This window comes from Vibrio sp., from assembly GCF_038138445.1.
Classification (GTDB): domain Bacteria; phylum Pseudomonadota; class Gammaproteobacteria; order Enterobacterales; family Vibrionaceae; genus Vibrio.
This window is the reverse complement of the sequence record NZ_JAYQDQ010000040.1, coordinates 25260-37311: the sequence shown is the minus strand read 5'-3', so window position 1 is coordinate 37311 and position 12052 is coordinate 25260. Positions and strand designations below refer to the sequence as shown.

The window sequence follows — 12052 nt, the reverse complement described above, 5'->3', positions numbered from 1 at the left end:
GCAGCTCTTAAAAGATGGCTATGCACTGGCGGATTTATGAGGGGATCCCTCAGGGAATAGCGTCCAGAAGCACCGCTCAATACGCAATAACTACCCTCGCTAAAGATAACTTGTGGGGGCACATTATTAGTTGCTTTGAAAGTTTTAGCCCTGCACACTCGACAGCAAATAGACTTGGTTTTGATGTACTGCCCTGCTCGTTGAGTCACATTCTGGAACAGCTTGGAAAAAGCCACGGATTTAGCTCTTTCAACTCGGAAGAGCTCGCAAACTCTTATCAAAGAGCTGTCCCTATCTTAATCATGTACATTCTCTACCGCTGGAGAATTCAAAACCCAAGTGAGTCATTGCGTAATGGAGTGAACAAAATAACCTCAGCAATAACACTTACTGAGCGCACGATAAAAAATGTCAGAAAAATTCAGTCAGCTATCCCATACATAAAATACTACGTTAAGTCCAAAGAGTATTCTCACGCCTTTTGTAAGCACTTCAGCATAATGCACGAGGAGAGCGAGTTTCATAAATCGTCTCTGATTATCATTGATGAAATTGAAAAATACTTGTCTGCTCAACTAGAGAACATCATCACTACTCAACCTCTTAGCGACGAACTAAAGGCTAGATACATGGATGCTGTAGCTGCTTATCCAGAAAGTCGCTCAAGACGAATACCGCTACTAGAACACGTATCCCTTATCCAATCAAAGCAAGACCCCATCGTATTCAACATGCCTACAGAGAGCAGAGCGACGTTCCTAGACAATAACGATGTGCATTACTCGTTTAACGCCAGAGGAGTCATAGAGAGAATTCACAACCACCTCGCTTTCAAACAAATAAAGGAAAATGGGCTCGCTCTTGAGACATTAAGCCTGTCTGATTGCAACGATGACAAATTAATCATCATAACCAAACACGATTGGGAGACTTGGGCAAAAGACAAACCAAGGGCGGATTTAAATAAAGTAAATAAACACCTTATTTACACTGACACTGGATTAAACTCCTACTTCCCCTTCGACATGGAAGCTACCCAACCCATAGCCACCATTTACTCACCAACAATAGAAGGGACTGGATCCTTACATGAACACCTGCGAGACACCTTCGAGTTCGACTTTAAAGATGAGAATGGCAGCGTAGAGATTCAAGCTCAGGTCCATATTTATTACTAGCCTACCTATCTGGATACTTTTTCTAATCTGACTCGAGTCATGTAGATGAATATCACCAAACGATTTCTGTCCAAAAATCAGCTAGGGCACCAAGATAAGCAGCCAAATAAACCCCAAAAAGTTTCAATCTTTAATGTAAAAGTTTCGATCTTAGTTGTCCTCTAACAGCAACCTAAGCGTGTCTAGATAAGCTGTCATTGATAATGATAAGTTGGCAGAGATCTTTTACGACAAAGTTTGAGGATAGATAAGTCAGATCTGGAAATGAAAAAGCCCGACGATTAGTCGGGCTCATGTGTTCTATGCTATGCGGTCTTTTTCCCATGCGGCCAGCTTTTCAGCTCTGAGCGCTTCTCTTGCTTCGCGCTTTTTACGTGCATCGCAAGGCTCGGGACAATTGCATACTTTATCTACACCAACAGCCCCTAGCCCGCCGCAGCTGCCTTTCACCACTTTCTTTTGAAAGATATAACCGACAGACATGGCCGTTATAAAGGCGATAAACACACCAAAGGTGATCAGAAATGTACTCATAACAACATACTCACTAATTATTATTTATTAATATATGGCTTATACGCGTCTGACGCCAGTTCTATGAAGCCATCACTCGATTTTACAATCATAAATACGGGTATATTATTGTCGTTAGCGACCTTCATACCTTTATCCTCTCCAAGCACCATTAAGCCCGTTGCTAGACCATCAGCCGTCATAGAGGATTTATCGAGTACAGTAACAGAAACAACTTTATGGTTAATGGGTTTCCCCGTTTGTGGATTAATTATATGGGAGTATCTCACACCTTCTTTTTCGAAGTAATTGCGATAATCACCTGATGTGGCAATCGCCATATCTCCTGGTTCGATGATTTCCTGTATGGCTCGCTCATCAACCGTGGGCTTCTCTATCGCTATTCGCCATTTAACACCTTCTCGATTGACGCCTTTAAGTCGCATTTCGCCACCCACTTCAACCATGTAGTTTTCAATACCTTGTGACTGGATGTAATCAGCCACAACATCAACTCCCCAACCTTTTGCAATAGTAGAAAGGTCAACATACAAGTTTGGAATATCTTTCGACAGCGCATTACCATTTACACTTAAGTGCTCAATTCCCGTCTCTGCTTTACGTTTTTCAAGCTCATTGTCACTTGGCACCACTTCAGGACGTGCTTCAGGGCCAAAGCCCCATAGGTTCACCAATGGACCAACCGTGACATCCAAAGCACCCAATGTCAGATTATTAAGACGGATAGCCTCTTTCACCACAGTTGCCGTTTGCGGCGAAACTTCAAAAGGTTGCGAGCTTTCACTTTGATTAAAAAGACTTAATTCAGAATCAGTTCGATAGGTCGACATCTGATCATTCACTTGCTCAAGTAAGCGATCGACTTCTTTCTGTACCACATCAGGAGTGGGCTGGCCTTCGGCAACAATGTATTTAATGTTGTATGTCGTGCCCATAGTAGGGCCACTAAGATGGACTTGATCAACGGGCTTTTCACAGCCAGCAATAATGAACAGAGAAGCAAAAACAACAAGCCATTTTTTCACTTGTTTGACTCCTTATAACGAAATGAAGATAGTATATAAATCTGGATTCAAGATTCATCTTCTATCATCACTTTTAAATTACAGCGTAGGAAAAAATAATGGCTGACCTTGTAGGCCAGCCATACATATCAATAACTTAAAGTGTTAACCACCAAAGTCATCGAGTAGGATATTTTCATCCTCTACACCAAGGTCTTTCAGCATACCGATAACAGCAGCATTCATCATTGGTGGACCACACATGTAGTACTCACAGTCTTCAGGCGCTTCATGATCCTTAAGATAGTTTTCATACAGAACGTTGTGAATGAAGCCTGTATAGCCATCCCAATTATCTTCGGGCATTGGATCAGACAGAGCACAGTGCCATACAAAGTTGTCGTTCTCTGCTTGCAATCCATCGAAGTCTTCTACGTAGAACATTTCTCGCTTAGAACGAGCACCGTACCAGAAAGACATCTTACGTGAAGATTTGAGACGCTTCAGTTGGTCAAAGATATGAGAACGCATTGGTGCCATACCTGCACCACCACCAACAAATACCATTTCATTGTCAGTGTCTTTAGCAAAGAACTCACCAAACGGCCCTGAAATTGTACACTTATCACCTTCTTTTAGTGACCAGATATACGAAGACATAATGCCAGGTGGTACGTCAGGATTGTTCGGCGGAGGCGTAGCAATACGGACATTAAGCATAATTATGCCTTCTTCTTCCGGATAGTTAGCCATTGAATAAGCACGAATAGTTTCGTCATCAACCTTAGATTCATAACGGAACAAATTAAACTTATCCCAATCCTCACGATACTCATCAGGAATATCGTAATCCGCGTACTTAACGTGATGCACTGGCGCTTCAATCTGAATGTATCCGCCAGCACGGAAAGGTACTGACTCACCATCAGGGATCTGAAGCTTTAGCTCTTTAATGAAAGTTGCTTTGTTATCGTTAGAAATAACAGAACACTCCCACTTTTTAACACCAAAAATCTCTTCAGGAAGTTCAATATCCATGTCAGTTTTCATTGCAACCTGACAGGCTAAACGTTCACCTTCACGCGCTTCACCTTTTGTAATATGGTCAAGCTCGGTAGGCAAGATGTCACCACCACCTGATTTAATTTTCACACGGCACTGACCACAAGAGCCACCACCGCCACAGGCAGAAGATACGAATACGCCAGCACCTGCTAGTGCACTCAATAATTTACCACCTGGTTGTGTAACGATGGCCAATGATGGGTCATCGTTAACAGAAATTGTAATGTCACCTGTTGGTACAAGCTTAGATTTAGCGAAAAGAATCACTAGTACTAAAGCCAGTACAATCAGAGTAAACATCACTACACCAAGAATAATATCCATTGACTATTCCTTTATTGTTGCGGTTTACCCGACTTACAGTTGAACACCAGAGAAAGACATAAAGCCTAACGCCATTAAACCTACCGATATAAACGTGATGCCAAGACCACGCAAACCTGGAGGTACATCAGAATACTTCATTTTCTCTCGGATACCTGCAAGAGCGACAATCGCTAGCATCCAGCCCACACCTGAGCCGAATCCATAAACGACAGATTCCGCGAAGTTGTAATCACGCTGGACCATAAAGGACACACCACCAAAGATCGCACAGTTCACTGTGATCAATGGCAGGAAGATACCAAGCGCGTTATACAAAGGTGGGAAAAAGCGGTCCAACACCATTTCTAGGATCTGTACTAGAGCCGCGATAACACCGATAAAGGTAATGAAGTTTAGGAAGCTAAGGTCAACTCCAGCAACCAAGGCATTCTCTTTAAGAACTAGGTTGTATACTAAGTTATTTACAGGTACTGCGATAGTCAGTACAACAACAACAGCAACCCCAAGACCGAAAGAGGTCTTTACTTTCTTAGATACGGCAAGGAAAGTACACATACCCAAGAAGAAGGACAAAGCCATGTTCTCGATAAAAATCGATTTAACTAACAGACTAATGTAATGTTCCATGACTCTCTTACTCCTTCGCTTCTACTTGTTCTGGCTTAAGAATACGGATTGCCCAAATCAGGAAGCCGATTAAGAAGAACGCAGATGGGGCAAGTAGCATCAAACCGTTAGGCTGATACCAACCACCATTGCTCACTAGAGGCAGTACTTCAATACCAAATAGCTTGCCTGAGCCAAGCAATTCGCGGAAGAAACCAACAGTGATAAGAACGAAACCATAACCTAAACCATTACCGATACCATCAATGAAAGAAGGTAGTGGTGCTGATTTCATTGCGAATGCTTCCGCACGGCCCATTACGATACAGTTGGTTATGATAAGACCTACGAATACCGAAAGCTGTTTGGAAATATCGTAAAGATAGGCTTTAAGTATTTGGTCAACCACGATAACAAGAGAGGCGATAATTGCCATTTGGACAATAATACGCACACTATTTGGAATATGGTTACGGATCAAAGAAACAAAAAAGTTAGACATAGCAGTTACAAAGGTTACTGCTAGCGTCATAACAAATGCTGTTTCCAGTTTGGTTGTTACTGCAAGCGCAGAACATACACCAAGAACCTGAAGCGCAATTGGGTTGTTATCCAATACAGGCGCTAAAATGCTCTTTTTAACGTTTTGTGCACTAGACATTAGTTCAGACCTCCGTCACGAACTTTTGCTAGGAACGGGCCAAAACCCATGTCTCCTAACCAGAAGTCAAATGTGTGTTGAACGCCATTACTGGTTAGTGTTGCCCCAGATAGACCATCGACACCATGCTCAGAACCCGCTGGAGCACCACCTTTAACGACTTTAATCGCAGGCTTGTGGTTTTCATCGAACAATTTCTTGCCGACCCACTGAGCTCTCCATGATGGGTTTTCAACCTCACCACCAAGTCCAGGTGTTTCACCTTGCTCGTAATAGGTAATTCCTGATACTGTGTTGCCATCTGTTTCTACGGCAACAAAAGCGTACATCATTGACCATAGGCCGTTACCATGAACAGGTATAATAACCCGAGAAACAGTATCGCCCTTCTTAACGAGATAAATAGTACCTACATTAGCTCGTCGAAGTATCTTAGCTTGGTCTTCGTCAGGACTTAACTTAATTGACGTGGCTGGATCTTTAGCTGCTTTACGCTGGTCATATGTTGCAGCGTCGCCGTCAACAAAATCACCAGTTTTGAAATCAACCAAACGCGCTTCGATAAATTCAGAGAAAAGCTCAGGGACTTTTTTTCCATCAGTATCGATACCAGCAACTTCGATAATTTTAGTTTGCTTATCCAGCACAGCGTTCGCTTTTTGTTGATCTCGCAAACCTACAGCGGCTGTTGATACTATGATTGAACAAACAAGGCTCAACCCGATAACAACACCCAGCGTCTTTTTAATGCTGTCGTTATTACTTGCCATAACGTGCTAATCTCCGCTTGATGTTCTTCTCGATAACTATATGGTCGAACAAAGGTGCAAACAGGTTCGCAAATAGAATCGCAAGCATCATCCCTTCTGGGTAAGCCGGATTCACAACACGAATCAACACACACATCAAACCAATAAGTATTCCGTACCACCATTTGGCATTGTTAGTGAACGAAGCAGATACTGGATCTGTCGCCATAAAGAACATACCGAATGCAAAACCACCCAAAACTAGGTGCCAATGCCATGGCATATTGAACATTGGGTTTGTATCTGAGCCGACTAGATTGAATAATGTTGCTGTTGCAATCATACCAATCATGACACCAGCGATGATTCTCCACGATGCAATGCGCATATATACGATCATTGCAGCACCAATCATTAGCGCTAACGTAGACACTTCACCGATAGAACCTGGAATGTTACCAATAAACGCATCCATCCAAGTAATTGGAGCACCGGTAACGGTATTCATTAAAGCACCGTTACCACCTTGAGCCCACTGACTCAAAGCTGTTGCACCAGAGAAACCATCAGCAGCAGTCCAAACTACGTCTCCGGAAATTTGTGCTGGGTAAGCAAAGAACAAGAACGCACGACCAGCAAGCGCAGGGTTTAAGAAGTTACGACCTGTACCACCAAAGATCTCTTTAGCAACCACAACACCGAAGGTAATACCGAGGGCTGCTTGCCACAGAGGAAGCGTTGGAGGAACAATGAGTGCGAACAAAATGGAAGTCACAAAGAAACCTTCGTTAACTTCGTGCTTACGCACCATACAGAAAAGTACTTCCCAAAAACCACCAACAACAAATACTGTTGCATAAATAGGTAGGAAGTAAGTCGCACCCAAGAGCATTTTACTGCCCCAGCCTGCATCGGCTGCAAGAGTACCGCCGAGCATTTCCGTCAGCCAGTAGTGCCAGTTGCCAACAACAATTGAGGCAAGCTCATCACCAGCATACATATGATTCAAAGCCGCTACTGCTTGGCCACCGGCGTTATACATTCCCCAGAACATCGCAGGGAAAACCGCAAGCCAAACCATGATCATGATACGTTTTAGGTCAACGCTGTCACGAACATGTGAGCTTTTCTTAGTAATTAGACCTGGAGTGTAGAATACTGTCGCAACAGCTTCGTACAGCGCAAACCATTTTTCATGCTTACCGCCAGGCTCAAAATGATGTTCAATGTCTTCAAGATACTTTTTAAGAGCCATGAAAATCACCCTTCCTTCTCGATCGTGTCTAGGCATTCACGAAGCAATGCTCCGTACTCATACTTACCCGGACATACAAAGGTACACAGTGCTAGATCTTCTTCATCCAGTTCTAGCGCACCTAGTGCTTGAGCACTGTCAGTATCGCCCGCACATAGATCGCGAAGTAGCAAAGTAGGTTCCATATCCAAAGGCATAATACGTTCATAGTTGCCAATCGGCACCATAGAGCGATCACTACCATTGGTCGTCGTTGTCATGTTAAACAACTGACCTTTGAAAATATGACCTAAGTAGGCACGTGTTATCGAGAACTTATTCTTACCAGGCGTTGCCCAACCGAACAGCTCTTTATCGCGACCTTCACGTAACACTGAGATCTGCGCATGATAGCGACCAAGATAAGCGTGCGGACCAGAAGCCTGAGTTCCTGACAGAACTGAGCCTGAGATAATACGAACTTCACCTGGCATTAATTCACCATCCGTTAGGTCAGCAACGTTTGCTCCCTGAACGGTGCGAATTAAGCGGGGGTTATTAACAACAGGGCCAGCAAGAGAAATAACACGCTCTGAGTAGAGCTCACCTGTCAGGAACAGCTTACCGAATGCAATCACATCCTGATAATTAATACTCCAAGCAACATTGTCTGCATTTACTGGATACAGGAAATGCATGTGAGTGCCAGCGAGTCCTGCTGGGTGGGGGCCATCGAAAACATGTTCCTCAACATTACTTTGAGAAGAACGAGGAAGACTGGTACCGGCTTTACAAACGTAAACTTTGCCATCAGTCAAAGTTGAAAGTACATCCAGACCTGCAATGAATGCTTCCTGCTGTTCATTAATGACCAACTCAGGCTGAACCGCCAATGGATTAGTATCCATAGCAGTAACAAAAATTGCCTGTGTAGAAGATTCAATAGCTGGAACCTTGCTAAAGGGACGAGTACGCAAAGCTGTCCAAAGACCAGAATCAACAAGCTGAGTTTTAACCACATCACGGCCAATTCCAGCTATTTGTCCTGCTTCAAACTTATCGAACTTAACCTGCTCTTCACCTGCCACTTCGATCACAACGGATTGAAGGACACGTTTAGCGCCACGGTTAATCTCGACCACTTTACCACTTGCTGGTGAAGTAAATTTCACGCCCGGATTCTTCTTGTCTTCAAAAAGAACTTGAGCTTTTTTTACTTCATCACCTACGCGAACATGCATGGTAGGACGCATGCCGACGTACTCTTCGCCAAGCAAGGCGACTTTCTTGATGGTTTTACCATCATTAATCACCTGGGTAGGAGCTCCTGCGATAGGCAGGTCCAAACCCTTCTTTATTGTAATCATACGCACTTGCACTACTTTTATCGGGAAAAAGATTCATTGATTGCGTAACTTTTAGACACGACATTAGTGTCCGGTTTTGATGCTGTTTAAAACACCAAAATCGCAACATCCTATTAAAAACCTCGCTACAAATTTAGTCGAGATTTATCAGGTGCGGTAGTCTATCATCTTTTTAGAAGTATACGCTATGACCAAAGAAAGGAATCAGATATATATTTCGAAGGATTTGAGTTTAAAAGGTTAAGTATTGGTCATAAGTTTGAACCACCGCACAAACAGCAATAACCACACGCCTCATAATGCTTTATTTTATTCATAGTATGAAACACTTAGCAATCGAACTAATCAAGCCATGTATTTGTATATTTAGCGTTAAAAACTTGGTTAATTTATAACCAAGAAAATATAACTTAACACTAAGGCTTTTATAATACGCTATACTACTTGGATCCGCCTAAACACATTGGGCTATCTGGAGCTACTTGATTTTGTTTATTCCACTCTTCTGTTGTGTAGGTATGGATTGAGAGTGCGTGGATATGATTTGCGAGTTCATCTGCCAAAACTTGGTTGACCTGACGATGTCGGCCAATCAGCCTCTGTCCTGCAAACTTTTCACTGACGATGATGACTTTAAAATGGCTTTCTGAACCTTCTGGTACATTATGCATATAACTTTCATTTAATACCTCAAGGTACTGAGGCTTGAAATAGTCCGAGAGTTTAGCTTCTATTGTTTCATGTACCATTATTGCAACCTAAAATACGAATTGTCCCTGACCACAAATGATACTCCTCTTATAGATAAAGCTAAAGGTTTTAGTTTTAACTACCCTCTGCTTCTGCGACAATTTATATCATACATTTCCATACCATTATAAATATGAAAACTAAACTTGCGCTTCACCAACGCACTTTGACCCTTCATCGCTACCCTAGAAGGGATAATGACACACTTCAAGCTTGGGATGCAGGAGATGAATACCTCATTAACTATATGGAAGAATTGAATATTGCCTCTGGCAAACATATTTTGATTCTCAATGATAGTTTTGGTGCACTGAGCTGCTGGTTTACCCTCAACCACAACATCACCTTAATGAGTGACTCTCATATTGCTCACCAAGGCATACTGGAAAACCTAGCGAATAATCAAAGTAAAAGTATCACCTTGTGTAACACTCTAGACAATATCCCAGAAAACCTAGATTACGTCCTTATGCAGATCCCAAGAAGCAATCGCCATCTTACGTGGCAGTTGAATCAATTAAGGCTAAGTTTGGGTAAAAATGTACCTGTCATTGCGGTGAATAAAGCAAAAGAAATCCATTCTTCAACACTCAAATTGTTCGAAAGATATCTTGGAAGTACTCATACATCTCTCGCTTGGAAGAAGCACCGCTTAGTTTTTTCTACCCCTGATGCTCCTAACGCTATTGCTGTCGATCCCGTCACTAAATGGAAAGTTGAGCCGCATAAATTTGAACTGAAGAACTTGCCCAATGTCTACTCTGGAGAAAAGCTCGACCAAGGTGCTCGCTTTATGCTCGAGCATTTACCGAAAGACTTAACAACAGAGCGAGTCATCGATCTTGGATGTGGCAACGGCGTGCTATCAGTAAAACTAGGACTCGATAACCCCGACATAAGCATTACATGTGTAGACGAAAGCTACATGGCTACAGCTTCTGCAAAGGAAAATCTACTCGATGCTCTTGGTCCTGATACACAAGTAAAATGTGTTACCAATAATTGCCTCGATGGATTTCAAACTAATAGTGCAGAGCTGATTTTGTGCAATCCACCTTTTCATCAACAACAGGCCATTACAGATCACATAGCATGGCAAATGTTCTGTGATGCAAAGCATATTCTTTGCAATGCTGGCAAATTATTAGTTATCGGTAATCGACACCTCGGCTACGATGTAAAGTTATCCAAGTTGTTTGGTAAATCGAAAGTCAAACTTATCGCCTCAAATAAGAAATTTGTTATTTTACAGGCAACTAAATAGTTCACTATCATGTCTCTATATTAGAGTTACGGTTAAAGGAAATTATGATGAGAAAACTGGTTCTAGCCGCCTCAGTGGCGTTACTTACTGCATGTTCCTCCCCTCAACAAGAACAGCTAAACTTTATGCCTCAGCCTGTTCTGAGCAATAGCAATCTAGTTCAAAATGCAAGTTTTACTCTCACAAGTAAGGATGTTCGCTCGGCTCAATATGTAGCATTGATCGACAGCGGACGCTCTAACATTGAACCAATTCACTCAAGACAAAATGTTCGCATCAGCATTGAAAATGCATTATTAGAGCAATTTCAATCTCAAGGTTTTAACAGCACAGTTAATAGCGAGAACTCGGTTCGTGTTGAAATACAAGAGGCTCTCGTATCGGTTAAACACTCGGTCATGGCAAATGAGATGGACGGTAAGGTCGTACTCGAAATCACTGCTGAAACACCCAAAGGTAAGTTAGTGAAAACCTACACAGGGACAGCCAAGAGAAATGGCGCATTGAGCGCATCTGATGATGAAATTGGCATGGTACTCAACGATGTCACTAATCTAGTGTTAAAAGAAGTCGCCAACGACCGTGAGCTCAAAGATTACATGCAGGAGCGCTTCTAATGTGGAAGACAATCATTGCCTCAATGACACTTTTTAGCAGCCTAGCTTTTGCTGGCCCTAAAGTCGTGTTTGAAACAACCTTAGGTGCATTTACCGTTGAACTTGATAAAGAAAAAGCACCAATTACGGTTGCGAATTTTGTAAAATATGTCAAAGACGGAAGTTATGTAGGGACACAACTTCACCGAGTAATTCCAGGTTTTATGGCTCAAGGTGGTGGATTAGACAAAGACATGAAACCTGTAGCTACATACAGTCCAATTAAAAATGAAGCGTCAAACGGGCTAAAAAACGAAGTAGCCACTATAGCCATGGCTAGGACTCGTGATCCAAACTCTGCCACTCGACAATTCTTTATTAACTATAACAATAATGAGTACCTAAATTTTAGCGACGACAAACAAAAACCTTCCGCTGGCTATGCTGTGTTTGGCAAAGTCACCAGAGGCTTTGAAACCGTAAAGAAAATGAGTGAAGTGCCTACAACGACAAAAGGCAATTTTCGAGATGTACCTAAAACTGCCATTATTATCACTAATGTCAGTTTAATACCTTGAGTTTATAGCTCTAACCTAACTGGTTAGAGCTGTTTATTATTGATAAATAAGTTATTAGTGAACATAATCATCTCGCCCTTCGAGGGCCAAGCAATAATTTTAGCCGCTATAACTTGAACTGAATAGCTCAAGTACTTAG

13 protein-coding genes are annotated in these 12052 nt (G+C 42.3%); 4 read left to right on the top strand and 9 right to left on the bottom strand.

Annotation, left to right across the window (positions count from 1 at the left end; all coding sequences use genetic code 11):
- Positions 1–20 precede the first annotated feature (20 nt).
- Complete coding sequence (locus AAFM34_RS11885; protein ID WP_341663111.1) at positions 21–1178, top strand: hypothetical protein; 1158 nt, start codon at positions 21–23, stop codon at positions 1176–1178.
- 300 nt (positions 1179–1478) lie between these two features.
- On the opposite strand, the gene nqrM is transcribed toward AAFM34_RS11885, so the two are convergent.
- The 9 genes from nqrM to bolA all read right to left on the bottom strand — a co-directional run bounded on the left by nqrM (position 1479) and on the right by bolA (position 9474).
- The gene (gene nqrM / locus AAFM34_RS11880; RefSeq protein WP_114785194.1) at positions 1479–1712 is read right to left on the bottom strand and encodes a (Na+)-NQR maturation NqrM; all 234 of its coding nucleotides are present in this window, start codon (positions 1710–1712) and stop codon (positions 1479–1481) included.
- Positions 1713–1732: 20 nt separating this feature from the next.
- Positions 1733–2737 carry an FAD:protein FMN transferase gene (locus AAFM34_RS11875; RefSeq protein ID WP_341663108.1) on the bottom strand — a complete coding sequence of 335 codons (1005 nt, stop codon included), beginning with the start codon at positions 2735–2737 and terminating at the stop codon, positions 1733–1735.
- 144 nt (positions 2738–2881) lie between these two features.
- Positions 2882–4105, bottom strand: a complete 1224-nt coding sequence (gene nqrF, locus AAFM34_RS11870; RefSeq protein WP_341663106.1) for an NADH:ubiquinone reductase (Na(+)-transporting) subunit F — start codon at positions 4103–4105, stop codon at positions 2882–2884.
- A gap of 33 nt (positions 4106–4138) precedes the next feature.
- Positions 4139–4735, bottom strand: coding sequence for an NADH:ubiquinone reductase (Na(+)-transporting) subunit E (gene nqrE / locus AAFM34_RS11865; RefSeq protein WP_114785191.1), 597 nt, complete (start codon positions 4733–4735; stop codon positions 4139–4141).
- 7 nt (positions 4736–4742) lie between these two features.
- Positions 4743–5375 carry an NADH:ubiquinone reductase (Na(+)-transporting) subunit D gene (locus tag AAFM34_RS11860; RefSeq protein ID WP_114785190.1) on the bottom strand — a complete coding sequence of 211 codons (633 nt, stop codon included), beginning with the start codon at positions 5373–5375 and terminating at the stop codon, positions 4743–4745.
- Entirely contained in the window at positions 5375–6145 is a 771-nt protein-coding gene (locus tag AAFM34_RS11855; RefSeq protein WP_341663103.1) for a Na(+)-translocating NADH-quinone reductase subunit C, read from the bottom strand. Before AAFM34_RS11855 ends, AAFM34_RS11860 begins: the two co-directional genes overlap by 1 nt.
- Complete coding sequence (locus AAFM34_RS11850; protein ID WP_341663102.1) at positions 6135–7379, bottom strand: NADH:ubiquinone reductase (Na(+)-transporting) subunit B; 1245 nt, start codon at positions 7377–7379, stop codon at positions 6135–6137. The genes AAFM34_RS11855 and AAFM34_RS11850 overlap by 11 nt, the downstream gene beginning before the upstream one ends.
- A 5-nt stretch (positions 7380–7384) precedes the next feature.
- Positions 7385–8725 carry a Na(+)-translocating NADH-quinone reductase subunit A gene (locus AAFM34_RS11845; RefSeq protein ID WP_341663100.1) on the bottom strand — a complete coding sequence of 447 codons (1341 nt, stop codon included), beginning with the start codon at positions 8723–8725 and terminating at the stop codon, positions 7385–7387.
- Between the two features lie 440 nt (positions 8726–9165).
- Positions 9166–9474 (bottom strand): transcriptional regulator BolA, encoded by a 309-nt coding sequence (gene bolA / locus AAFM34_RS11840; RefSeq protein ID WP_341663098.1) that lies wholly within the window; start codon positions 9472–9474, stop codon positions 9166–9168.
- 134 nt (positions 9475–9608) lie between these two features.
- Here bolA and AAFM34_RS11835 point away from each other — a divergent pair, with 134 nt between their 5' ends.
- The 3 genes from AAFM34_RS11835 to AAFM34_RS11825 are packed head-to-tail and all read left to right on the top strand — an operon-like array spanning position 9609 to position 11913.
- On the top strand, positions 9609–10739 hold the full coding sequence (locus AAFM34_RS11835; protein WP_341663096.1) for a methyltransferase: 1131 nt from the start codon (positions 9609–9611) through the stop codon (positions 10737–10739).
- Between the two features lie 47 nt (positions 10740–10786).
- Positions 10787–11356 carry a YajG family lipoprotein gene (locus AAFM34_RS11830; protein WP_341663113.1) on the top strand — a complete coding sequence of 190 codons (570 nt, stop codon included), beginning with the start codon at positions 10787–10789 and terminating at the stop codon, positions 11354–11356.
- Positions 11356–11913 carry a peptidylprolyl isomerase gene (locus tag AAFM34_RS11825; protein ID WP_341663094.1) on the top strand — a complete coding sequence of 186 codons (558 nt, stop codon included), beginning with the start codon at positions 11356–11358 and terminating at the stop codon, positions 11911–11913. The genes AAFM34_RS11830 and AAFM34_RS11825 overlap by 1 nt, the downstream gene beginning before the upstream one ends.
- Positions 11914–12052: the final 139 nt, after the last annotated feature.

Bases quoted from the DNA above. Each gene is read 5' to 3' on its own strand.
- AAFM34_RS11885 (WP_341663111.1), top strand. From the start codon at position 21: ATGCACTGGCGGATTTATGAGGGGATCCCTCAGGGAATAGCGTCCAGA.
- nqrM (WP_114785194.1), bottom strand. From the start codon at position 1,712: ATGAGTACATTTCTGATCACCTTTGGTGTGTTTATCGCCTTTATAACG.
- nqrF (WP_341663106.1), bottom strand. From the start codon at position 4,105: ATGGATATTATTCTTGGTGTAGTGATGTTTACTCTGATTGTACTGGCT.
- nqrE (WP_114785191.1), bottom strand. From the start codon at position 4,735: ATGGAACATTACATTAGTCTGTTAGTTAAATCGATTTTTATCGAGAAC.
- AAFM34_RS11860 (WP_114785190.1), bottom strand. From the start codon at position 5,375: ATGTCTAGTGCACAAAACGTTAAAAAGAGCATTTTAGCGCCTGTATTG.
- AAFM34_RS11855 (WP_341663103.1), bottom strand. From the start codon at position 6,145: ATGGCAAGTAATAACGACAGCATTAAAAAGACGCTGGGTGTTGTTATC.
- AAFM34_RS11850 (WP_341663102.1), bottom strand. From the start codon at position 7,379: ATGGCTCTTAAAAAGTATCTTGAAGACATTGAACATCATTTTGAGCCT.
- AAFM34_RS11845 (WP_341663100.1), bottom strand. From the start codon at position 8,725: ATGATTACAATAAAGAAGGGTTTGGACCTGCCTATCGCAGGAGCTCCT.
- bolA (WP_341663098.1), bottom strand. From the start codon at position 9,474: ATGGTACATGAAACAATAGAAGCTAAACTCTCGGACTATTTCAAGCCT.
- AAFM34_RS11835 (WP_341663096.1), top strand. From the start codon at position 9,609: ATGAAAACTAAACTTGCGCTTCACCAACGCACTTTGACCCTTCATCGC.
- AAFM34_RS11830 (WP_341663113.1), top strand. From the start codon at position 10,787: ATGAGAAAACTGGTTCTAGCCGCCTCAGTGGCGTTACTTACTGCATGT.
- AAFM34_RS11825 (WP_341663094.1), top strand. From the start codon at position 11,356: ATGTGGAAGACAATCATTGCCTCAATGACACTTTTTAGCAGCCTAGCT.